The sequence below is a fragment of the Bordetella genomosp. 7 genome, from assembly GCF_002261415.1.
In the GTDB taxonomy this organism is placed as follows: domain Bacteria; phylum Pseudomonadota; class Gammaproteobacteria; order Burkholderiales; family Burkholderiaceae_B; genus Bordetella_A.
Genome location: NZ_NEVI01000009.1, coordinates 47,977 through 70,586, shown reverse-complemented (window position 1 = coordinate 70,586; position 22,610 = coordinate 47,977). Strand labels below are relative to the sequence as shown.

16 protein-coding genes are annotated in these 22,610 nt (G+C 67.1%); 10 read left to right on the top strand and 6 right to left on the bottom strand.

Going from position 1 to position 22,610, the window contains the following annotated elements:
- Nucleotides 1–399 precede the first annotated feature (399 nt).
- The gene (gene hrpA / locus CAL18_RS05685) at nt 400–4,275 is read right to left on the bottom strand and encodes an ATP-dependent RNA helicase HrpA (protein ID WP_094796257.1); all 3,876 of its coding nucleotides are present in this window, start codon (nt 4,273–4,275) and stop codon (nt 400–402) included.
- A gap of 77 nt (nt 4,276–4,352) precedes the next feature.
- On the opposite strand from hrpA, the gene CAL18_RS05680 reads away from it, so the two are divergent.
- The 3 genes from CAL18_RS05680 to CAL18_RS05670 all read left to right on the top strand — a co-directional run bounded on the left by CAL18_RS05680 (nt 4,353) and on the right by CAL18_RS05670 (nt 6,966).
- Nucleotides 4,353–5,132, top strand: a complete 780-nt coding sequence (locus tag CAL18_RS05680) for an SDR family oxidoreductase (RefSeq protein WP_094817500.1) — start codon at nt 4,353–4,355, stop codon at nt 5,130–5,132.
- A 114-nt stretch (nt 5,133–5,246) separates the two neighbouring features.
- On the top strand, nt 5,247–6,602 hold the full coding sequence (gene argA, locus CAL18_RS05675; protein WP_038852256.1) for an amino-acid N-acetyltransferase: 1,356 nt from the start codon (nt 5,247–5,249) through the stop codon (nt 6,600–6,602).
- A gap of 91 nt (nt 6,603–6,693) precedes the next feature.
- Nucleotides 6,694–6,966: an oxidative damage protection protein gene (locus CAL18_RS05670; protein ID WP_026639404.1), complete on the top strand. Its 273-nt coding sequence runs from the start codon at nt 6,694–6,696 to the stop codon at nt 6,964–6,966.
- 88 nt (nt 6,967–7,054) lie between these two features.
- Here the strand turns inward: CAL18_RS05670 and phoU are convergent, their stop codons facing one another.
- The 5 genes from phoU to CAL18_RS05645 all read right to left on the bottom strand — a co-directional run bounded on the left by phoU (nt 7,055) and on the right by CAL18_RS05645 (nt 13,010).
- Nucleotides 7,055–7,795 (bottom strand): phosphate signaling complex protein PhoU, encoded by a 741-nt coding sequence (gene phoU / locus CAL18_RS05665; protein ID WP_026639403.1) that lies wholly within the window; start codon nt 7,793–7,795, stop codon nt 7,055–7,057.
- Between the two features lie 152 nt (nt 7,796–7,947).
- Nucleotides 7,948–8,625 carry a ribose-5-phosphate isomerase RpiA gene (rpiA, locus tag CAL18_RS05660; RefSeq protein ID WP_094817499.1) on the bottom strand — a complete coding sequence of 226 codons (678 nt, stop codon included), beginning with the start codon at nt 8,623–8,625 and terminating at the stop codon, nt 7,948–7,950.
- 50 nt (nt 8,626–8,675) lie between these two features.
- Complete coding sequence (locus tag CAL18_RS05655) at nt 8,676–10,343, bottom strand: isovaleryl-CoA dehydrogenase (RefSeq protein WP_094817498.1); 1,668 nt, start codon at nt 10,341–10,343, stop codon at nt 8,676–8,678.
- 303 nt (nt 10,344–10,646) lie between these two features.
- Nucleotides 10,647–11,981, bottom strand: coding sequence for a DNA recombination protein RmuC (rmuC, locus tag CAL18_RS05650; protein ID WP_419670189.1), 1,335 nt, complete (start codon nt 11,979–11,981; stop codon nt 10,647–10,649).
- A gap of 57 nt (nt 11,982–12,038) precedes the next feature.
- Complete coding sequence (locus CAL18_RS05645; RefSeq protein ID WP_094796252.1) at nt 12,039–13,010, bottom strand: Bug family tripartite tricarboxylate transporter substrate binding protein; 972 nt, start codon at nt 13,008–13,010, stop codon at nt 12,039–12,041.
- A 124-nt stretch (nt 13,011–13,134) separates the two neighbouring features.
- Between CAL18_RS05645 and CAL18_RS05640 the strand changes: the two genes are divergently transcribed.
- The 7 genes from CAL18_RS05640 to CAL18_RS05610 all read left to right on the top strand — a co-directional run bounded on the left by CAL18_RS05640 (nt 13,135) and on the right by CAL18_RS05610 (nt 22,507).
- Nucleotides 13,135–14,079, top strand: coding sequence for a LysR family transcriptional regulator (locus CAL18_RS05640; protein ID WP_026639399.1), 945 nt, complete (start codon nt 13,135–13,137; stop codon nt 14,077–14,079).
- Nucleotides 14,080–14,212: 133 nt separating this feature from the next.
- Nucleotides 14,213–16,288, top strand: coding sequence for a hydantoinase/oxoprolinase family protein (locus CAL18_RS05635; RefSeq protein ID WP_094817497.1), 2,076 nt, complete (start codon nt 14,213–14,215; stop codon nt 16,286–16,288).
- Nucleotides 16,289–16,298: 10 nt separating this feature from the next.
- The gene (locus tag CAL18_RS05630) at nt 16,299–18,035 is read left to right on the top strand and encodes a hydantoinase B/oxoprolinase family protein (RefSeq protein ID WP_094817496.1); all 1,737 of its coding nucleotides are present in this window, start codon (nt 16,299–16,301) and stop codon (nt 18,033–18,035) included.
- Complete coding sequence (locus CAL18_RS05625) at nt 18,032–19,711, top strand: thiamine pyrophosphate-dependent enzyme (protein ID WP_026639397.1); 1,680 nt, start codon at nt 18,032–18,034, stop codon at nt 19,709–19,711. Before CAL18_RS05630 ends, CAL18_RS05625 begins: the two co-directional genes overlap by 4 nt.
- A complete protein-coding gene (locus CAL18_RS05620) occupies nt 19,708–20,010 on the top strand; it encodes a (2Fe-2S)-binding protein (RefSeq protein ID WP_212589924.1) in 303 nt (100 codons plus the stop codon). The genes CAL18_RS05625 and CAL18_RS05620 overlap by 4 nt, the downstream gene beginning before the upstream one ends.
- Nucleotides 20,001–21,404, top strand: coding sequence for an NAD(P)/FAD-dependent oxidoreductase (locus CAL18_RS05615; RefSeq protein WP_249276256.1), 1,404 nt, complete (start codon nt 20,001–20,003; stop codon nt 21,402–21,404). Before CAL18_RS05620 ends, CAL18_RS05615 begins: the two co-directional genes overlap by 10 nt.
- The gene (locus CAL18_RS05610; protein WP_026639394.1) at nt 21,401–22,507 is read left to right on the top strand and encodes an NAD(P)/FAD-dependent oxidoreductase; all 1,107 of its coding nucleotides are present in this window, start codon (nt 21,401–21,403) and stop codon (nt 22,505–22,507) included. Before CAL18_RS05615 ends, CAL18_RS05610 begins: the two co-directional genes overlap by 4 nt.
- The last annotated feature ends 103 nt before the right edge of the window (nt 22,508–22,610 follow it).

Genomic DNA, 22,610 nt, shown 5'->3' with positions numbered 1-22,610 from the left:
ATGCAAGCACATCGCGGGTGGTGTCTGACACCCTTCGGGAGTCAGACACCGATCAATGCCGTTGTGCGTGCGATGCAAGCACATCGCGGGTGGTGTCTGACACCCTTCGGGAGTCAGACACCGGTCAATGCCGTTGCGCGTGCGATGCAAGCGCATCGCTGGTGGTGTCTGACACCCTTCGGGAGTCAGACACCGGTCAATGCCGTTGCGCGTGCGATATAAGCACAGCGCTGGTGGTGTCTGACACCCTTCGGGAGTCAGACACCGATCAATGCCGTTGCGCGTGCGATATAAGCACAGCGCAGACGGTGTCTGACTCCCGAAGGGTGTCAGACACCGATACTGTCCGAGGCGCCGACGCTGCCCGCTGCCATGGCCCGTGGCCGGCTGCGGACTGGCCTATCGCCTTAGCGATTCCCACGTTTTCATCAATCGCTTTACCGACACCGGCATCGGCGTGCGCAGTTCCTGCGCGAACAAGGCGACGCGCAATTCTTCGAGCAGCCACCGGAACTCGTCCAGCTTGGGATCGGGCGCGCCCTTCAGGGCGGCGCGGGCGCGTTGATATTGCGTCAGCAGCGGCGCCATCTCGGACATCAGCCGGGCGTCGCGCGCCGGGTCGGCGCGCAGCTTGTCGATGCGGGCCTGCGCGGCCTTCAGGTAACGCGGAAAATGCGCCAGCTGCGCATGCGGGGTGTCGCGCAAGAACCATTTCGGAACCAGCGCGCCGATCTGCTGCTGCAGGTCGGCATAGGCCGCCGCATGCGGCTTGGCCTGCGGCAGCTTGCGCTGCAGCGCGCCGTATTCCGCCAGGACGGCGTGCGCCAGCCGCGCGGCTTCCTGGGCCAACAGGCCCACGCGACCCTTGCCGTCCTGGCGGCGAGCCTCGAACGACGGCTCATCCGCCGGCCATGGCTCGGCCAGGCATGCCTGCGCCAGCGCGCAGTCGATGATCTGGTCGCGCAGCTCTTCCTGCGTGCCCAGGTTCATGTAAAGCATGCTCATTCTGGTGAGATCGGGCAGGTTCTTTTCCAGGAACCGGACCTGGTCGCGCAGGCCCAGCCGGAACAGCCGCAACAGCCCGGCGCGATGATGGCGCCGCGCCTCGCCGGGGTCGTCGAACACATCCAGGTCGCAGTGGGTGCCGCGATCCACCAGCGCCGGATAGCCGATGACCGACTGCCCCTTGCGCTTGATCTCCATGATTTCGGGCAGCGGGCCGAACGACCATGAGGTGAGGTTTTCGTGCGACAGCGCTTGCGCCACACCCGCGTCGCGCACGGCCAGTTGCTGGAAGGTGGCCTGCGCCTGCTTCCCGAGTTCGGCCTTCAGTTGCGCCAGGTTGCGCCCGGCGGCGAGCATGCGGCCGTGCTCGTCGACCACCTTGAAGTTCATGAACAGGTGCGCAGGCAAGGTTTCGAGCTTGAAATCCCCCGGCGCGGGCCGCACCTGTACCTGCGCCCACATGTCGGCAATGAGCGCGTCGACCAGCCCGGTTTGCGGATCGTCGAGCCGGTCGTACCAGCGTTCGTAGAAGCCGGCGGCGTAGTCAGGCAGCGGCACGCAATGGCGACGCAGTTTCTGCGGCAGCGACTTCAGCAGCAGGTGCACCTTTTCTTTGAGCATGCCAGGCACCAGCCACTCGCAGCGCGCCGGATCGAGCTGGTTCAGCGCGAACAGCGGCACCGACAGCGTCACGCCGTCGCGCGGCGAGCCCGGCTCGAAATGGTAGTCCAGCGCCATGGACACGCCTTGCCATTCGACCTGCTTGGGAAATACATCGGTAGTGACGCCCGCTGCCTCGTGGCGCATCAACTCTTCGCGCGTCAGCATCAGCGCGGCGGCGGCGGCCTTGTCCAGCCCATGCACCCATTTCTCGAGCGACGCCGTCTGCGAGATATCGGCGGGCAGCAGCCGGTCGTAGAAGGCGAAAATCAGTTCGTCGTCGACCAGAATGTCGGGGCGACGCGTCTGGTGCTCAAGCTTTTCAATGCCGGCGATGAGCTTGCGGTTGTGCGCGACAAACGCCAACCGAGTGTCGATATCGCCGGGCACCAGGGCCTGCCGTATGAAGAGCTCGCGCGCATGCGCCGCATTGACACGTCCGTAATGCACGCGGCGGCCTGAATAGACGACCAGCCCGTACAGCGTGGCGCGCTCGTTGGCGACAACCTGCCCGGCTTTCTTTTCCCAGCGCGGGTCCGACCAGTTGCGCCGCAGCAGGTGCGCGCCGGCCCGTTCAAGCCAGGTGGGCTCGATGCGCGCCACGCAACGCGCGTACAGGCGCGTGGTCTCGACCAGTTCGGCCGCCATGATCCAGCGCCCGCCCTTTTTGGCCAGGCGCGAGCCCGGATGAATATGGAAACGGATATCGCGAGCGCCGCGATACAGGCCGCCCTCTTCTCCCTTGAAGCCGATGTTGCCCAATAGCCCCGCCAGCAGCGCCAGGTGCAATTGTTCGTAAGTGGCTTCGGCCTGGTTGACGCGCCAGCCTTGCTCGCCCACCAATGCGGCAAGCTGCGTATGCACATCATGCCATTCGCGCAGCCGGACCGGCGACAGGAAATTCTGACGCAGCAGGGCCACCAGCTTGCGCTGCGACGCCTTGTGCTGCACCTGCTCGCCGTACCAGCGCCAGAGCTTCAGGAAGGAAATGAATTCGGATTTTTCGTCGGAGAACTTGGCGTGCGCCGCCTCGGCCGCCTCGCGTTCGGCCATGGGACGGTCGCGCGGGTCCTGCACCGACAGGGCCGAAGCAATAATCAGCATTTCGGCCAGGCATTGGTGTTCGCGCGCGGCCAGGATCATGCGGCCGATGCGAGGGTCCACCGGCAGCCGGGCCAGTTCGTGCCCCACGCGCGTCAGGGCGTAGGCCGAGCCGGTGCGCGGCGCATCCGCCTCGGCGTCCGCCGCGCCGGCCGCAACCGGCTCGATCGCGCCCAGTTCCTGCAGCAAGTGGTAGCCGTCTGCAATCGCGCGCCCGGGAGGCGGCTCCACGAACGGAAATTCCTCGATTTCGTCGAGTTTCAACGACTTCATGCGCAGAATGACCGAGGCCAGCGACGAGCGCAGCACTTCCGGGTCGGTGAATGGCGCGCGCGAATTGAAATCTGCTTCGTCGTACAGGCGGATGCACACGCCCGGACCCACGCGCCCGCAGCGGCCTGCCCGCTGGTTGGCCGACGCGCGGCTGATGGGCTCGATGCGCAACTGCTCGACCTTGTTGCGCCACGAATAGCGCTTGACACGCGCCAGCCCGCTGTCGATGACATAGCGGATACCGGGCACCGTCAGCGAGGTTTCGGCGACGTTGGTCGCCAGCACGATGCGGCGCGCATTGGTGCGCGGCCGGAAAATCTGCTCTTGCTCGGCCTGTGACAGGCGCGCGTACAACGGCAGCACTTCGGTGCCGGCCGGATGGTGCTTGCGCAGCGCCTCGGCAGATTCGCGGATCTCGCGCTCGCCGGGCAGAAACACCAGAATGTCGCCCGGACCGTGGCGCGCGCACTCGTCGACCGCATCGACAATCGCGTCGATCAGGTCGCGCTCTTCGTCGCCGTCCAGGCGTTCGCGCTTGGGCCGCGACGCAGGCTCTTCATCGGCGTTTTCGACGCGCACCGGCCGGTACCGCACCTCGACGGGATACAGTCGGCCCGATACTTCGATGACGGGCGCGGGGCGGTCCGGCCCTGCGCCGAAATGCGCGGAAAAGCGTTCGGCGTCGATCGTGGCCGACGTAATGATGAGCTTCAGGTCCGGGCGCCGCGGCAGCAACTGTTTCAGGTACCCGAGCAGGAAATCGATGTTCAGGCTGCGCTCGTGCGCCTCGTCGATGATCAGCGTGTCGTAGCGGCGCAGCAGCGGATCGCGTTGAGACTCGGCCAGCAGAATGCCGTCGGTCATCAGCTTGACCGACGCGTTCGGGCCAGTGCGATCGTTGAAGCGCACCTGGTAGCCCACGATTTCGCCAGGCGGGCTGTTGAGCTCTTCGGCGATGCGCTTGGCCACCGAGGTGGCGGCCAGGCGGCGCGGCTGCGTGTGGCCGATCATGCGCTGGCGGCCGCGACCGAGCTCCAGGCAGATCTTGGGCAACTGTGTCGTCTTGCCCGAGCCGGTCTCGCCGCTGACAATGACCACCTGGTGCGCGGCGATGGCGCGCGCGATCTCGTCGCGACGCGCGCTGACGGGCAGGTCTTCGGGGTACGTGATGGCAGGGATGGGCCGCTCGGGCCGCGGCGCGGCGCCGCGCGCGGTTGGGCGGGAAACTTCGGGCATGTACGGATTATCCTTTGAACGCCTATTATAAAAATTTGCGATGCCGCCCGCTGGGCGGCGAACTCTGGAGCACCGCAATGGATCTGGGAATTGAAGGCAGGCGCGCCCTGGTGTGCGCATCGAGCAAGGGCCTGGGCCGCGCCTGCGCCCTGTCGCTGGCGCGCGAAGGCGCGCAGGTGATCATGCTGGCGCGCGGCCGCGAGGCGCTGGAAGCGGCCGCAGACGACATACGGTGGCAGACCGGCGCACAGGTCACGGCCGTGGTGGCCGACATCACCACCGAAGCCGGCCGCGCCGCCGCCCTGGCCGCCTGCCCCGATCCCGACATTCTGGTGACCAACGCCGGCGGCCCCAAGCCCGGCGACTTCCGCGAATGGTCCCGCGACGACTGGATCGCCGCGCTGGATGCCAACATGATCACCCCCATCGAGCTGATCCGCGCCACCATAGACACCATGATAGAACGCCGCTGGGGCCGCATCGTGAACATCACCTCGGCGGCGGTGAAGATGCCCATCGACATCCTGGGCCTGTCCAATGGCGCGCGCAGCGGGCTCACCGGCTTCGTGGCGGGACTGGCGCGCCAGGTGGCCGCCCACAACGTCACCATCAACAACTTGCTGCCGGGCCCCTTCGCCACCGACCGCCTGGTCCAGACGGCGGCCAGGGCGGCCAGCGACAGCGGGCGCAGCGTGCAGGACATCATGGCCGAACGCGAGCAGCGCGTCCCGGCGCGCCGCTTCGGCGACCCGGCCGAGTTCGGCGACGCCTGCGCCTTTCTGTGCAGCGCCCAGGCCGGCTACATGACCGGCCAGAACCTGGTGCTGGACGGCGGCATGTATCCGGGCACGCTGTAGGGCGGCCTGGGGCCTTCGGCGGTCATATAATTTCCGCCAGCGCCGTCGTGATGCACGGACGGCGCCGACCGCGCCCCAGGCGCCCTATCCATCCAGGAAGCCCCCTCGCCCATCATGCCCGACCAGGAAGCCGATACCGTCTCTGCCCAGGAAGCCCCAGAATTCGCCGCCGCGCAGTTCGTCCGATGGTTTCGCGAAGTCGCCCCCTATGTGCACGCGTTTCGCGGCAAGACGTTCGTGGTGGCGTTTGGCGGCGAGCTCGTGCAGGCGGGCGCGCTGAATGCGCTGGTGCAAGACCTGTCGCTGTTGTCCGCCCTGGGCGTGCGCCTGGTGCTGGTGCATGGCTCGCGCCCGCAAGTCAATGAACAACTGCGCCTTAAAGGTTTCACCCAGCAGTTCGGCCGTGGGCTGGCCCCCACTGACGCGGCCGCGCTCGAATGCGCGAAAGAGGCCGCGGGGGAAATCCGCCTGGACATCGAGGCGGCGTTCAGCCAGGGGCTGCCCAATACCCCGATGTCACATTCGCACATCCGCGTCATTTCGGGCAATTTCGTCACGGCGCGCCCTACCGGCGTGGTCGACGGCATCGATTACATGCACACCGGCCAGGTGCGCAAGATCGACGTGGACGCCCTGAAGTTCGCGATCGAGAAAGGCTCGGTGGTGCTGCTGTCGCCGCTGGGGTTCTCGCCCACGGGCGACGCCTTCAACCTGGCCATGGAAGACCTGGCCACCAGCGTGGCCGTGGCCTTGCGCGCCGAGAAGCTGATATTCCTGTCCAGCTCGAACGGCGTGCTGAGCGCAGACGGCAGCGTAGACACCGAACTGGCGCGCGCGGACGCCGACGCACTGCTGGCGCGCGGCGACCTTGACGAAGACACGGCCTTCTACCTGCGCCACGCCTCGCTGGCGGTCAAGCGCGGCGTGGCGCGCGCACACCTGGTGCCCTACGCGCTGGACGGCAGCGTGCTGCTCGAAATCTTCACCCACGATGGCGTGGGCACCATGGTGGTCGAAGACACGCTCGATGACCTGCGCCCGGCCACGCTGGACGACGTAGGCGCCATCCTGAGCCTGATCGAGCCGCTCGAAGCCGACGGCACCCTGGTGCCGCGCCCGCGCAGCGTCATCGAGCGCGAAGTCGAGCGCTTTACCGTGCTTGAGCACGACGGGGTCATCTATGGATGCGCGGCGCTGCATCCGTACCCCGATGAACATATGGCCGAAATGGCCTGCCTGATCGTGCACCCCGAATGGCAGGGGTCGGGCGAAGGCGACATGCTGCTGCGTCACATGGAATCGCGCGCCCGCGCCATGGGCGCGCGCCGGCTGTTCGTGCTGACCACCCGCACATCGCATTGGTTCATGAAGCGCGGGTTCGTGCGGGGCGGCCTGACCGACCTGCCGCGCGAGAAGCAGAACAACTACAACCGCTCGCGCAATAGCCTGGTTTTCATCAAGAAGCTGTAACGGGCGGGCGGCCGCCGGCCGGGCCGCCCGCGCACCAAATGCGCCAGGCCGCTAAAATGGCCTGTCTATCACTGATTATCGGCAGCAGACCATGTCCCGTACCGTCAACTGTGTAAAACTGAAGCGCGAAGCCGAAGGGCTCGACTTCCCCCCGTACCCCGGCGAACTGGGCACCCGCATCTGGCAGAGCGTGTCCAAAGAAGCCTGGGAAGAATGGAAGCAGATCCAGACGCGCCTGGTCAACGAAAACCGCCTCAACCTGGCCGACTCGCGCGCGCGCAAGTATCTGCAGCAGCAAATGGAACGCTACTTGTTCGAAGACGGCAGCGTCGAAGCCCAGGGCTTCGTGCCGCCTTCGGCCTGACGACGGCAGCGGCAACAAAAAACCCGGCGCTGCCGGCGCCGGGTCATGCCCTGCAAACCCGGGCCACCCGGGCCCGGCACGCAAGGTGTCAGGACTCGCCGGCAGGCGGCTGGGGCGGCGCGGTGTCTTCTTCGCCGCGGGCCAGGCGTTCGGTGTTTTTCACGCCCGTATGGCGCACGTCTGCGCCCTTCACCATATAAATGACGCGTTCGGCCATATTCTTGGCATGGTCGCCGATGCGTTCCAGCGCGCGCGCGATGAACACCATGTCGATGGCACGCGAAATGGTGCGCGGGTCTTCCATCATGTAGGTAATCAGGGTGCGCAACGTGCCCTTCCATTCGCGGTCGACTTCCTTGTCGCTGCGCACCACCTGGGCGGCCAGGATCGGATCCTGGCGGGCGAACGCATCGAGCGCGTTGTGCAACATGCGCGACACGCTGAGCGCCATGTGGCGCAGTTCGATGACCGGAATATGGCGTTGTTCCGACTCGTACATGCGGCGCACGGCGTTGGCGATTTTCTCGGCTTCGTCGCCGGAGCGCTCCATGTCGGTCAGCATCTTGGACACGGCCAGCAAGGTGCGCAGGTCGATGGCGGTGGGCTGGTGGCGCGCCAGGATCAGGCTGATGCGCTCGTCGATCTCGACTTCGTGGCGGTTTACCTGTTTTTCGCGCTCGCGCACCTTCTCGACCAGTTCGAGATCGCCGGTGGGGACGGCTTCGACCGACTCCTGGATCATGGCTTCGACCAGCCCGCCCATTTGCAAGAACTGCGAACGGACGCTTTGCAGATCGGCGTCGAATTGTTTGTTGGTGTGCTCCGTCATCCGGACTCCCTGCGTAGGTGTGTACATGGCGACCCCCTGTTCGAGCGCAAGCATATGGGCCTGCCGACCCGCAAGGTTATGACTTGTATATGACAGGATTATGAATCGCGCCCTGGCGGCGGGCAAGGCGGCCGCCGAAGCGCGCGCCGCGCTCAGGGGCGGTGAAGCTCGCGTATGCCTTGCTGCGTGGCCAGCAGCGCCACGTGGGCGCCCGACTGGGCGAACAGGCCGCAAGTTACGACGCCGGGCAGGTTGTTCAGCCTGGCTTCCAGGCCGGGCGCGTCGTCAATGTGCAGGCCGGCCACATCCAGGATGATGTTGCCGTTGTCGGTGATGAACCCGTCGCGCAGGCGCGGCTGGCCGCCCAACGCGACCACGGCGCGCGCCACCGCTTCGCGCGCCATGGGAATGACTTCGATGGGCAGCGGAAAGGCGCCCAGCCGCTCGACCAGCTTGGACTCATCGGCGATGCAGATGTAGCGATCGGCCACCGACGCCACGATTTTCTCGCGCGTGAGCGCGCCGCCGCCGCCCTTGATCATATGCAGGCGGGCGTCGATTTCGTCGGCGCCGTCGATGTAGACCGGCATGGTCTGCACATCGTTGAGATCCAGCACATCCAGCCCATGCCCGGCCAGGCGCGCGGCGCTGCGTTCGGAACTGGCCACGGCGCCGCGCAGGCGGCCGCGCAAGCGGGCCAGGCCATCGATGAATAGGTCCGCGGTGGATCCGGTGCCCACGCCGATGACGACGTCAGGGCCGAGCAGGGGTTCGATAAAAGCCAGCGCCGCATCGGCGGACTGTTGCTTGAGTTGTTGTTGCGTGAGCATATGTGCCGGGCGCGCGAGTGCGCGTCGTTGGTGAGAAAACTAGACGCAATTTAGCAGATCGCCGGCCACGCCCGCGCCACGATGGCGGCGGCGTCCGCGCCGGGCGGCAATTCGCCGGCGATACCTGCGGGCGCGGCCAGCCGGCTGGCCACGAAGGCGTCGGCGACTGCGGCCGGCGCGTGGCGTATCAGCAGCGCGGCCTGCCACAATCGCGCCAACCCGGCGGCCAGAGCGCGCGCCTGGGCCTGCCCGGCCGCGTCGCCCGCCAGGCGCGCCGCCTGCCGTTGCCAGTCGGCCCAGCAGCGATCGAAGTCGGCATAGGCGCCACGGGCCGGGTCCAGTTCGTCTTGCAAGGCGGCCAGGCAGTCGCCGTCGCGCTGCAAGGCGCGCAGGACATCCAGCGCCATGACGTTGCCGGAACCTTCCCAGATGGAGTTGACAGGCGCCTCGCGGTACAGGCGCGCCAGCGGCCCCGTCTCGACGTAACCGTTGCCGCCCCAGACTTCCATGCATTCGGCAATGGCGGCGAGGGCGCGCTTGCATACCCACAGTTTGGCGGCGGGCGTGCCCACGCGCACCAAGGCCCGCGAGGCGGGCTGGTCGCGTTCGTCGACGGCGCGCGCCAGGCGCACGGCCAGCACCGTGGCCGCCTCGCTTTCCAGCGCCAGGTCCGCCAGCAGGTGAAGCATGAGCGGCTGCCGAGCCAGCGCCTGGCCGAATGCGTGGCGATGCACAGCATGATGCGCGGCCTGGACCACCGCCTGGCGCAACAGCGCCGCGCTGCCCAGCACGCAATCGAGTCGGGTGGTGGCCGCCATCTGCAGCAGCAAGGCCAGGCCCCTGCCCGGCTCGCCCATGAGCATGCCCCAGGCCTGTTCAAACTCCACTTCCCCGCTGGCATTGCTGCGATTGCCCAGCTTGTCTTTCAGACGCCGGATGCGCACGGCGTTGCGAGGGCCGTCCGGCGTCCAGCGCGGCACGAAGAAGCACCCCGGGCCGGCATCGGTATTGGCCAATACCAGGTGAGCATCGGCGTGCGGCACCGAAAAGAACCACTTGTGGCCGGTCAGCAGGTATGCCGCGCCGCGACCGCCCTGCGCGACGGGCTCGGCGCGGGTCGTAATGGCGCGCAGGTCCGAGCCGCCCTGTTTTTCAGTGAGCCCCATGCCTATCAGCGCGCTGCGCTTGCCGGGCAGGGGCGCGTCGGCAGCATCGTAGTCGTGCGAAGCCAGGGCCGGCAGCCAGTGTTGCGCGAAATCGATGACACCCGCCGGCTCTTGCTGCAACAGGGGCACGGCTGCGTAAGTCATGGTGGTGGGGCACAAAGTGCCCGCCTCGACCTGGCCCTGCATCAGGTAAGCGGCCGCGCGCGCGGCCTGGGCGCCCGGAGCCGGCTGCAGCCAGGCCTGGCTGTGCAGGCCGCGCGCCACGATGCCGGACATCAGCGCATGCCAGGCCGGGTCGAACTCCACCTGATCGATACGATGGCCGTTGGGGTCGTAGCCCAGCCAGCGGGGCAGGCAGCGATTGGCGCGCTCGCCGGCGGCCAGGGTGGATGCGCGGCCCAGCCAGGCGCCATGCTCGCGCAGCGTGGACTCGTAGGCTGCGGCGCCTTCGCGCTGTACGGCCTGGCGCAAGACCAGGTCGGTTTCATACAGGGAATAGTCTTCCAGGGGCGCTACCTGGTTGACGACGGCATGGGTGGCGAACGGCGGCATAGGGCCTCCGGGCAGATGGCGAGGCGATGTGTCACCGTTAGCATTTTTCGGAAGACGGTGCAAGGCGCTGTACCTGACGCGGGGGGTCTGTGGTGCAGCGGGTTGGCGTTGTGGAGTTCCGCAGCCACGGGAATGCCCTGGTGGCGTACGTGCGTCGGGCTCGGGCGCATGCAGGCGCCCTCGGCCGGCTGCGCCGGCTGCCCCGCCGCCCAACACGCCACCAGGGCATTCCCGTGGCAGCAGGCCCGGCCGCCTGCTTGCGCGCCCGGCACAACCGCGGCAGACAAACGGCGTCTGCCTCGGCTAAAGCAGTGGAGGCTTGGGTTCGGCGTCGGTCGATTCGCCCAGCAGCTTGTGGGCCTCGGCGTCGGAAAGCGCTTCGACGGTTTTCAGGTTGCGCAGCATGGCGCGGGTGCGGACTTCGGTCTGGCCGAGCTTGTTGCTGGCCGAATCCAGCGACTTTTTCACGCTGGCCAGCGACTCGCCGAACTTGGCGAACTCGGTTTTTACCGCGCGCAGAACTTGCCACACCTCGGAAGACCGCTGTTCGATGGCCAGCGTGCGGAATCCCATCTGCAGGCTGTTGAGCATGGCCGCCAGGTTGCTCGGGCCGGCCACATTGACGCGCAGGGCCTGCAGTTTGTCGATGAGGCCCGGGCGGCGCAGGACTTCGGCATACAGGCCCTCGGTGGGCAGGAACATGATGGCGAAATCGGTGGTGTGCGGCGGGGCGACGTACTTGGCCGAGATCTGGCGTGCCTGCTGCTCGATGGCGCGCGCCAGCGCGGCGCCGGCCGCTCGCTCGGCATCGGCGTCCGCGGCGTCGCAGGCATCCATCAGGCGCTCGTATTCTTCTTTGGGAAACTTGGCATCGATAGGCAGCCACACGGGCGCGCCGCCTACCGTGCGCCCGGGCAGGCGGATGGCGAATTCGACGGTGGCGTCGCTGCCCGGCACCGGCTTGACATTGGCAGCGTACTGATCGGGCGTCATGGTGTCTTCGATCAGGCGCGCCAATTGCACTTCGCCCCACGTGCCCCGCGATTTCACATTGGTAAGCACGCGCTTCAGATCGCCCACGCCGGCAGCCAGCGCCTGCATTTCGCCCAGGCCCTTGTGCACCGCCTCGAGCCTGTCCGACACCAGCCTGAACGACTCGCCCAGCCGCTGCTCGAGCGTCGCGTGCAGCTTCTCGTCTACCGTGCGCCGCATCTCATCCAGCCGTGCGCCGTTGTCGGCCTGCAGGGCCTGCAGACGCTGGTCGACCGTCTGGCGCACGTCTTGCATGCGGCGGTCGTTCAACGCCACCAGGCCTTCCAGGCGCTCGCTGAACTGCGCGGCAAAACGGCCCAGCGATTCGGCGTATTCGGCGCGCGCGGCCTGCGCATCGCGCGACAAGGCGGCGCGCAGCGCTTCCTGGCCCTGCGCCAGCTCGGCGCGCAGACCCCGCGTGGATTCGGCAAACTCTGCACGCAGGCCCCGGTGGCTTTCGTCGAGATCGGCGCGCAGCGCCCTTTCCAGGTGTTCAAGGCGGTCGGCCAGGCGCGCGTGCCCGGACGGCCGCAGCCAGAGGCTCAGTGCAACGAGGAAGGCCAGCACCGCCGCCGCGGCGCTGATCCAGGGCAAGGCTTCGATCAAGGGCAGGTCTCCGGAAAGCCCCATTGTAGGCGGGGCGCGGGACTTGCCGGTGGCCGCCTACATCGGCTGCAGATCGATCTCTTTGGCGATCTTGCCGAAGGTTTTCAGGTCGTGCTGCACGCGGGCCGTGGTTTCGGCGGGCGTGGACACGCGCGGAATCATGGCCAGATCGAGCAGCCGCTGCTTCATTTCAGGCTTGCCGAATTCACGCGCCAGGGCTTGCTGGATCTTTTCGACTACGGCGTCAGGCGTGCCGCTGGGCGCAGCCAGGCCAAACCACGCCACGGCCGAAAACCCCGGCAGGCCGGCCTCTGCCGCCGTGGGCACGTCGGGCAGCGCGGCCACGCGTTCCGGGTTGGTCACGAACAATGGCCGCACCTTGCCCGCCTTGATAAATGGTGTCTGCACGCCAGTGTTGTCGAGCAAGGCGTTGATATGGCCGCCCAGCAAATCATTCATCGCAGGGCTGCTGCCCTTGTACGGCACGATGTTCACTTCGATGCCCGCGGCGCGCGCGAACATCAGCTGCGTCAGGTGCTGCTGGGTGCCCAGACCGGCATTGCCGAAGGTGATGCCGTTGGGGTTCTTGCGGCCGTACTCGATAAATTCCTGCAAGTTCTTGCCGGGAAACTCGTTGTTCGTGACCACCACGAAAGGCAGGTCTACCAGCACGGTGACCTGTTGGAAATCTTCCAGCGGCTTGTAGCGCAGCTTGTACACGTACGGGTTGACGGCCATGGTGCCGCTGGCGGTCACCACCAGCGTATGGCCGTCAGGTTCGGCGCGGGCCACGTATTCGGTGCCCAACACGCCGCCGGCGCCCGGCTTGGCTTCCACAATGGCGGGCTGGCCCAACTCGGATTGCAGGGCCTGCGCGGCAAAGCGGGCCAGCATATCGGCCGAGCCGCCGGTGGCGTACGGCAGGATGATGGTGATGGGCTTGCTGGGAAAGTTGTCCGCGGCGGCTGCCGGCGCGGCGCTGAAGGCCGCCAGGCAGGCGGCGGCCAGAAATTTCAGGTGCTTGACCATAGTCGGATCCCCCTCGTTGGTGCAGAACTGCTCACGACGTGGGCAAGGTTAAGCGGTCTATCGTTATATTTCCAATCAACAATTAAAATACGCAATCATCAAATATATTGATAATAGGCCTGGTATGCTCGGCGCCATCGACCTGAACCTGCTGCGCATTTTCGATGCGGTCATGACCGAACGGAACGTGACCCGCGCGGCGGTCCTGCTGCACATGACGCAGCCGGCCGTCAGCAATGCCATCAACCGGTTGCGGCTCACGCTGCAAGACCCACTGTTCGTCAAAGTACCGGGCGGCGTGCTGCCCACACAGCGCGCCGAATTATTGTGGCCACCCATCCGCGACGCGCTGGCCCGCATTGCCGACACGCTTAAACATAACGAATTCGATCCTGCCCGTTCCGAGGCGGTGTTCCGGCTGGCGATGTCCGATTACGTGGCGGACCAGGTCATTCGGCCGCTGTTTGTGGAACAGCAGCAGGTGGCGCCGAATATCCGCATCCACCTGCACCCTTACTCTCTGGACAACGCCGGCATACTGCTGGAAAAAGGCGAAGTCGACATGGCCGCCGGCGTGTATTCGAATTTCGGGTCATCTTTGCGTACCCTGCCGCTGGAAACCCTGACCTATGTATGCGCGATGCGCAAGGGCCACCCATTGCTGGCCCAGCCCCGGCTGACACTGGACAGCTTCCTGCGGGCCCGTCACCTGATGGTGAGCCTGCTGGGCTCGGTGGCGCTGATCGATCATGAGCTGGCCGCGCATGGCCATAGGCGCAATGTCGTGCTGACCATCAACCAGTTCGCACTGGCCCCGCGCCTGCTGGCCGAAACCGACCTGATCTGCGTGGTACCGGCCAACACGGTGCGCAACAGCCCGTACAGCCACCTGCTCGAAGCCGTGCAAGCGCCTTTTCCGTTTGCCCACCGCACCGTCAATCTGGTGTGGCACGAACGCTCGGACAACCTGCCGGCGCACCGTTGGCTGCGCGAAGAAATCCTGAAGGTGTGCAAGGCGCAAGGCATGGTGTTCGAGCAGGCGCCGCCCCCCGAGTCGCACGCATACTAGTTTGCGGCGAGCGTCATTTACTTTAGTGATAACAAACAATGCAAATGTTTGATTAGACCGAATGATAGGGTCTCGCTAGGATGCGGGCATTCCATTTTTGGCGCGCTGCGCGCCCGCACGCTGGAGGCCTTTCGTGACCCAGACCCCCCCTGCCCCGGACGCCCGCCGCTTTCGCGTCGGCTTCGACGTCGGCGGCACCTTCACTGATTTCACCCTGCTGGCAGAGCACAGCGGCGAGCTGCATTATTTCAAGGTGCCTTCCACACCCCACGATCCCGCCGAGGCCATCCAGGCCGGACTGGCGCACCTGATGCAGGAACATGCCGTCGCCGGCCCCGAGCTGGTACATGTCGGCCATGGCACCACCGTCGCCACTAACATGGTGATCGAGCGCCGGGGTTCGCGCAGCGCGCTGGTGACCACGCGCGGCTTTCGCGACGTGCTTGAAATCGGCCGTCAGACGCGGCCCCACCTGTACGACTACAACATCGTCAAGCCGGCTCCGCTGGTGCCGCGTGAATGGCGTTTTGAAATTACCGAACGGATAGCGGCCGACGGATCGGTGCTGCAGCCGCTCGATGAAGACGAAGTGCTTGCCGTCGCGCGCCAGCTGGCGGCCGCGCAGATCGAGTCGGTGTCGATCTGCTTTATGCACAGCTATCGCAATGACGCGCACGAGCGCCGCACCCGCGACATACTGGCCGAGCACCTGCCGGGTGTGTACTTGAGCGTATCCAGCGGCATCCTGCCCGAATTCCGCGAGTACGAGCGCATGTCCACCACCGTGCTGAATGCGTATGTGGGCCCGCGCATGTCCGGGTATATGCGCAACCTGGTGAGCTCGGTGAAGAACATGGGGGTGGGCGCCGAGCCCGCCACCGTGCATTCCAATGGCGGCCTCATGTCGGTGGATTCCGTATTGTCGGCGCCGGTGCGCACCTGCGTATCGGGCCCGGCGGCCGGCGTAATCGGCGCCGCGGAGCTCGGCCGCGCCGCAGGTTTTCCCAATCTGATCACCTTTGACGTCGGTGGCACCAGCACCGACGTATCGCTGGTGGCAGACCTGCAACCGCTGTTCACGTCGAGCCGGCTGGTGGCCGACTACCCGGTCAAGACCCAGATGGTGGATATCCACGTCATCGGCGCCGGCGGCGGCAGCATCGCCCGCATCGATGACGCCGGCGCCTTGAAGGTGGGTCCGCAAAGCGCGGGCGCGGTGCCCGGTCCCATTGCGTATAACCGTGGCGGCACGGTGGTCACGATTACCGATGCCCACGTAGTGCTCGGCCGGCTCAACCCCGTGACGCTGCTCGAAGGTCGCATGGCGATTCATGCCGACGCGGCGCGGGCGGCCATGCAGGCGCAGGTCGCCGACCCGTTGGGACTCAGCGTGGAAGAAGCCGCATACGGCATTCTGCGCATTGCCAACTCGAACATGGCCCGCGCCGTGCGCGCGGTATCTACCGAACGCGGATACGACATCCGCAAGTTCGCGCTGTGCGCCTTCGGCGGAGCCGGTGGCTTGCATGCCGCGGAACTGGCACGCGATTGCGGCATCGGCACGCTGCTCATTCCGCAAGAGCCCGGCACGATGTGTGCGCGCGGCATCCTGCTTTCGGACATTTCGATGGATTTCGTGCAAACGCTTATGGCGCACGCCACGCCCGGTGGATGGGCGGTTGTGCAGGATGCGCTGTCGGGGCTGGCAGCCAAGGCGCGCGCCTGGCTGAGCGACGAAGGAGTGGCCGAGCCGGCGCAGCGCCTGACCGCCGTGCTCGAGGCCCGATACGAAGGGCAGAATTTCGAGATTCCGGTGCCGCTGGATGGCATGACGCTCATGGCGCTGGAAGAGTTCGTAGCTGCGTTCGGCGCGGCGCACATACGCGAATACGGCTACGACGCCGCCGGACGCACCGTCGAGATCGTCAACCTGCGCGTGCGGGCGGTGGGGCTGGTGCCGCGGGCCCCCATGGCGCGCGTGGCCGGAGGAACGAGCCTGGCCTGCGCCATCAAAGAACGCCGCGCGGTCTATTTCGAGACCGGCGGCTGGGCAGATACGCCGATTTACCGCCGTGCGCTGTTGCCCGTGGACGTGCCGGTGGCCGGGCCGGCCGTGATCGAGGAAATGAGCTCGACCACCGTGGTGCTGCCCGGTCAGCAGGCACGCGCCGACCAATACGGCAACCTCATCGTGAACCTCAATCTGTAAGGCGTAGTCCATGGCCACCGCACCGATATCCCGCGGCGACGCGGATGTATTCGATCCCATCGAAATGGAAGTGTTCAGCAACCGCCTGCTGTCCATTACCGAAGAAATGGGCAACACGCTGATCCGCTCGTCCTTTTCGAGCAACATCAAAGAACGCAAAGACTGCTCGGTCGCGCTGTTCGACGCAGCAGGCCGCCTGGTCTCGCAGGCGGCCCACGTGCCGGTGCACCTGGGATCGCTGTCGGGCGGCATCGAAGCCGTCCTGCGGCGCTACGGCCACGCGGGCATCCGCCCCGGCGATGCCTTTCTGTGCAACGACGCCTATCTGGCGGGAGGCACGCATGCGCCGGACATCACGGTGGTGACCCCGGTGTTCCATGAGGGGCAGCTACGCTTCTTCGCCGCCAACATCGGCCACCATACCGACGTGGGCGGCGCGGTGCCGGGTTCGACATCGCACCACCTGAAGACCGTCTGGGAAGAAGGCCTGCGCCTGCCTGCCATGCGCATCGTGCGCGAAGGCGAGCTCGACATGGACCTGCTGGAAATGATCGCGCACAACACGCGCGAGCCCGACAACCGCATGCACGACATACGCGCGCAGATCGCCACCAACGAAAAAGGCGCGCGTCTCATTCTGGAACTGGTGCAGCAGTCGGGCCTGCAAGCCGTGCTGAGCGCCATCGAAGGGATCCTGCAATACACCGAACGACGCCTGCGCAACCACATCGCGCAACTGCCCGACGGGACGGCGACGTTCACCGAACGCATGGACGACGACGGCATGGGAGGCGACCCGGTCGTCATCCAGGCCACGGTGCAGGCGCGCGACGGCCAGCTTCATGTTGATTTCACCGGCACCGGCAAACAGGCGCGCGGGGCATTCAACCTGCCGCAGAGCGCACTTCATGCCAGTGTGTATTTTGCCGTCAAAGCCATGCTGGACCCCGAACTCATGCCCAATAACGGCATGTTCCAGCCCATTGTCATCACCGCCCCCGAAGGCACGATCACCAACCCCCGTTTTCCCGCCGCGGTAGGCGCCCGCGTCACCACCGCGCAGCGCGTGGCCGGCACCGTGATAGGCGCGCTGGGCCAGTTGCTGCCCGCTGGCAAAGCCATGGCGTCATGCAATGACGTGATGCCCTCAATGCTGTTTTCCGGGCCGCTGCGCGATGGCAAAGGCACGTTTGTTTACCTGGAAACGCTGGGCGGCGGCGCCGGCGGGCGCGCGCAGGGCGATGGCATGGACGGCATCCAGGTGCACGTGACCAACACGTCCAACCTTCCCGCCGAAGCGCTCGAAATCGAATACCCGTTGCTGGTCGAAGAGTACGCCCTGGTCGAAGACAGCGGTGGCGCGGGCCGCCATCGCGGCGGCATGGGCATCGCGCGCCAGATCCGTTCGCTGGACGATCGACTGACCTGCTCGGTGCGCTGCGATGCCGCCCTGTTCGGCGCAGCGGGCTTGAACGGCGGGCAGCCGGGACGCACATCGTACGTCGTGCAGAACCCCGGCCGCGCCGATGAACTGCGCCTGCCCAATAAAATTTCCGGCCATCCGCTGCCTGCCGGGCAATCGGTGCGCCTGGAAACCCCGGGGGGCGGCGGCTACGGCACACCCGGCGAACGCGACGCGGCCGCCTTGCGCGCCGACCTGCTGGGCGGCAAGGTCAGCCAGGCCGCCGCCCTGCGCGACTACGGCGCCGCGCTCGTGCAACGCGCGCTTGAATCCGAAACGCCATGACCGATACGTCCTTGAGAAGCGGCGGAGAGGTGCTCGTGGCCCAGCTGCGCGCCTATGGAGTACAGCGTGTATTCATGGTGCCGGGCGAGAGCTTCCTGCCGTGCATCGACGCGCTGCATACGCACCGCGACGCCATCGAAACCGTGGTCTGCCGTCAGGAAGGCGGCGCGGCCTACATGGCCGAAGCGCACGGCAAGCTGACCGGCCAGCCCGGGATCTGCTTTGTATCGCGAGGCCCCGGCGCCACCAACGCGGCGATTGGCGTGCACACCGCCCGCGAGGACTCCTCGCCCATGATCCTGTTCATCGGGCAGGTAGGCGGCGACACATCAGATCGCCAGTGCTTCCAGGAAGTGGACTACCGCGCCATGTATGCGCCGCTGGCCAAATGGACGGCGCAGATCGAGCGCGCCGACCGCATTCCCGAATACCTTGCCCGGGCCTGGGCCATCGCCACCGGCGGCCGCCCCGGCCCCGTCGTGCTGGCGTTGCCGGAGGACATGCTGGCGCGCACCACCTCGGCTGCCCTGGCGGCCCTGCCCGCCGTTCCCCATGCGCGGCCCGTCGAGGCGGATATGCGGCGCCTGCAAGCGCAGATCGAAGCCGCCCGGCGGCCGCTGCTGCTGCTGGGCGGGTCGCGCTGGTCGGACGCCGCGCGGGACGCCGTACGCGGCTTCGCCGAACGCTTCGGCCTGCCCGTGGCCACCGCCTGGCGGCGCCTGGAGCTGTTCGACAATGACCATCCGCTGTTCACGGGCCAGGTCAGCGCCAGCATGCCTGCGCACCAGAAAGAGTTTGTGCTGGCAAGCGACCTGGTGGTGGCGCTGGGCACGCGCCTGTGCGAGCCCACCACCATCAACTATGAATGGCTGGCCACGCCCCGGCCACGCCAGGCGCTGGTACACATTCATCCCGACGCCAACGAAATCGGGCGGCTATGCGTGCCTGACCTGGGCATCGTGGCCAGCATAGAAGGCTTTGCCGAAGCCGCGCGCGGGCTGGTCCCCACGCCGGGCTGGCGCCCCCGCCGCACCATCGCGGCCGCTGCCGCCCCCGGCCTCGAACTGCCGCCCACACCGGGCCCCCTGGATCTGAACGCGGCCGCGCGCCATGTGGCCCGCAGCCTGCCTGCGCGCTCATGCGTCACCGTGGGCGCCGGCAATTACGCGCTGTACGCCCATCGGCACATTGCCTTCAAGGGTCTGGGCAGCCAGCTCGCGCCGGCCGTTGGCGCCATGGGCTACGGTTTGCCGGCCGCCATTGCCGCCAAACTGCACGACCGCGACGCAACAGTGGTGTGCTTTGCGGGAGACGGTTGCTTCCAGATGACCATGCAGGAACTCGCCACCGCGGTGCAGTATCGGACCGGCATCGTCATTCTGGTGTTCAACAACGGCCTGTACGGCACCATACGCCTGCACCAGGAACGCGCCTACCCCGGCCGGGCCCTGGGCACCGAACTGGTCAACCCCGATTTTGCGCAGCTGGCGCGCAGCTACGGCGGCTACGGCGCAGCCGTCGCGCACAGCGCGGACTTTCAGCCCGCCTACGATGCCGCCATCGCGTTCGCGCAAAAGCATGCCATGCCGGCCTTGCTTGAACTACGCTATGACGCCGACGTCATTCTGCCGGACAAGACCTTGTCGCAACTGCAGCCTGCCCCACCCTCAGCATGAAGCCCCTGATGCGCCGCGCAAGCCCTTGCGCCGAGCCCCTATTGCAGCTGACATGGAATGGCGCGCCCCTGCAAGCGCACGCGGGAGACACCGTGCTGACCGCGCTGCTGAACGCCGCCGACCACCTGCGCCTGACACTCGGCGAGGGCGCCCCGCGCGCGGGCTTCTGCCTGATGGGGGCATGCCAGGACTGCTGGGTGCAAACGGCTGACGGGCGGCGCCTGCGCGCCTGCACCACGCTGGCCACGGACGGCATGGCGCTGGTCAGCGCCATGCCAGGAGTACTCCCATGCCGATGAACCAGCCCGGCACGCAACAGTTCGCGCACGCCGGTGCGCCAGGCATGGTGATCGTGGGCGCGGGCCCCGCAGGGGTGCGCGCGGCGCAGACGTTATTGAGATACGGCATACGGCCCACCGTGGTCGACGAAGCGGCCCTGCCTGGCGGCCAGATTTACCGCCAGGGCGCCGTGGCGCGGGCCAGCGCCAAGGAGCGCTATGGCTTTGAATGGAAGCGGGCACGGTCCGTCCATGCCGCGGGCGCCGAACTCATGGCCCATGCCGATTACCGCGCCGCCACCACGGTATGGAATGCGGCGCACGGCCGGCTCGATCTCATCCAGGACGGCTGCCCCGATGAACTGAGCTATACACACTTGCTGCTGGCCACCGGCGCCACCGACCGCGTGCTGCCTTTCGACGGCTGGACCCTGCCAGGCGTGTTCTCGCTGGGCGGCGCACAAATCGCCCTGAAGAGCCAGCGCTGCCTGATCGGCCCGCGCATCGTGTTTGCCGGAACCGGCCCCCTGCTCTACCTCGTTGCCTATCAATATGCGCGTGCGGGCGGACAGGTACAGGCCGTGCTGGACAGCGCATCATTCGGGCCGCAGGCACGCGCGTTGCCGGCCATGCTGAATCAGCCCGGTACGCTGGCCAAGGGACTGTATTACCTGTCGTGGCTGCGCGCGCACGGCGTGCCCGTGTATCGCGACGCCGTAATCCGGGCCGCGCTGGGCGGAGGACGGGTCGAAGGCGTGCAAGCCATCATCGCGGGCGCGCCGCACGACATCGCCTGCGACGCACTGGCTGTGGGGCACGGCCTGCGGTCTGAAACGCAATTGGCCGACCTGCTGGACTGCGCTTTCGATTTCGACGCCGTGCAGCGCGCCTGGCTGCCCCGGCGCGACGCCGACGGCCGCAGCTCCGTGCCGGGCGTATACCTGGCGGGCGACGGCGCGGGCATCGGCGGTGCGATCGTGGCCGAAATCGCCGGCGAGCGCGCGGCGCTGGCCATGCTGGCTGACCAGGGCATCGACATAGACAGGGCGCGCGTGCGCACGCTGGCGCGCCGGCAGGCCCGATGGTCGCGCTTTCGCGGCGGCCTGGACCAGGCCTTCGCCGCGCCGTCGGCCGGGGCGGCCTGCACGGATGACGTCATCGTGTGCCGATGCGAGGAAATCCGGGCCGGCGCTTTGCGCGCGGCTGCGCGCGATTACGCGATAGACGATCTCAACCGGCTGAAGGCGCTGACGCGCGTGGGAATGGGCCTGTGCCAGGGGCGCATGTGCCAGGCCGGCGCCGCCGAGCTGCTGGCGCACTGCCGCGAACTGCCGCTGTCGCAGATCGGCCGCCTGCGCAGCCAGGCGCCGGTCAAACCCATTACCCTGAGCTGCGTGGGCAGCAGCGCGCCATGAAGCCTTTGCATGTTGAAGTCGCCATCATCGGCGGCGGGCTGGTAGGCGCCAGCGCCGCGCTGGCGCTGCGCCATGCCGGCCTGCCCGTTGCGCTGATAGAGCGAGGCCATTGCGGCGCCCGCGCCAGCGGGGTCAATTTCGGCGGCGTGCGCCGCCAGGGCCGCCCCCCCGAACAGCTGCACCTCGCGCAACGCGCCCACCGCATCTGGAGCCGGCTGCCCGAGCTCATAGGCACCGATGCCGAATACGTGCGCTCGGGGCACCTGAAGCTGGCCCGATCTCGGGCGGACCTGGAAAAACTGGCGGCCTACGGCGAGAAAGTGCGCGAATTCGGCCTGGGCCTGGAAATTATCGAAGGCGCCGCATTGCGCCGCCGCTTCCCGTCGCTGGGCGACGGCATCGCGGGCGGCTCGCTTTGCCCGGACGACGGGCAGGCCAACCCCCGCCTGGTGTCGCCCGCCTTTGCCCGCGCGGCGGCGCATGCCGGCGCGCATCTTCTGGAAAACTGCGCCGTCGAAAACGTCGACACGCGCGGCGCTGACTTTCTGCTGACCGCCGCAGACGGGCGGCAGATACAGGCGGCCACGGTAATCAATGCGGCGGGCGCCTGGGGCGCCGTCGTGGCGGGCTGGTTCGGCGACGTGCTGCCGATGCAGGTCAACTACCCCACCATGCTGGTCACCGAGCCCCTGACGCCGTTGATAAGCGTATCGCTGGGCGTCGAGGGGGGCGGCTTCTATGCCAGACAGGTCGTGCGCGGTAATGTGGTCATGGGTGGCGGATACGGCACGGGCCTGCCGGGCGACCGCTCGCGCCCCGGCCGCGCAGCCCTTGCCGCACTGGGACGCACGGCGCCCGACATTTTGCCCGCGCTGGCCTGCGCCCAGGTCATACGCTGCTGGTCGGGCATTGAAGGATACTTCCCGGACAAGAATCCCGTCATCGGCTTCAGCCCCAATACGCCAGGCGTGCTACACGCGTTTGGATTCTCTGGCGGCGGGTTCCAGATTGCGCCCGCCGTCGGCGAGGTGCTGGCCGACATGGTGACCGGCCGCGGCGGGCCAGAGATGGCGGAACGGTTCTGCCCCGGCCGGTGGGCCTGAACCCGGCCGCGCGCCGCAAAAGGCCGTAGCATCGGCCCAGTTGCGCAAATATGGCGTAGCTTCGACAATCGCACGGTATCCGAGAACCGCCGCTACCTCATTG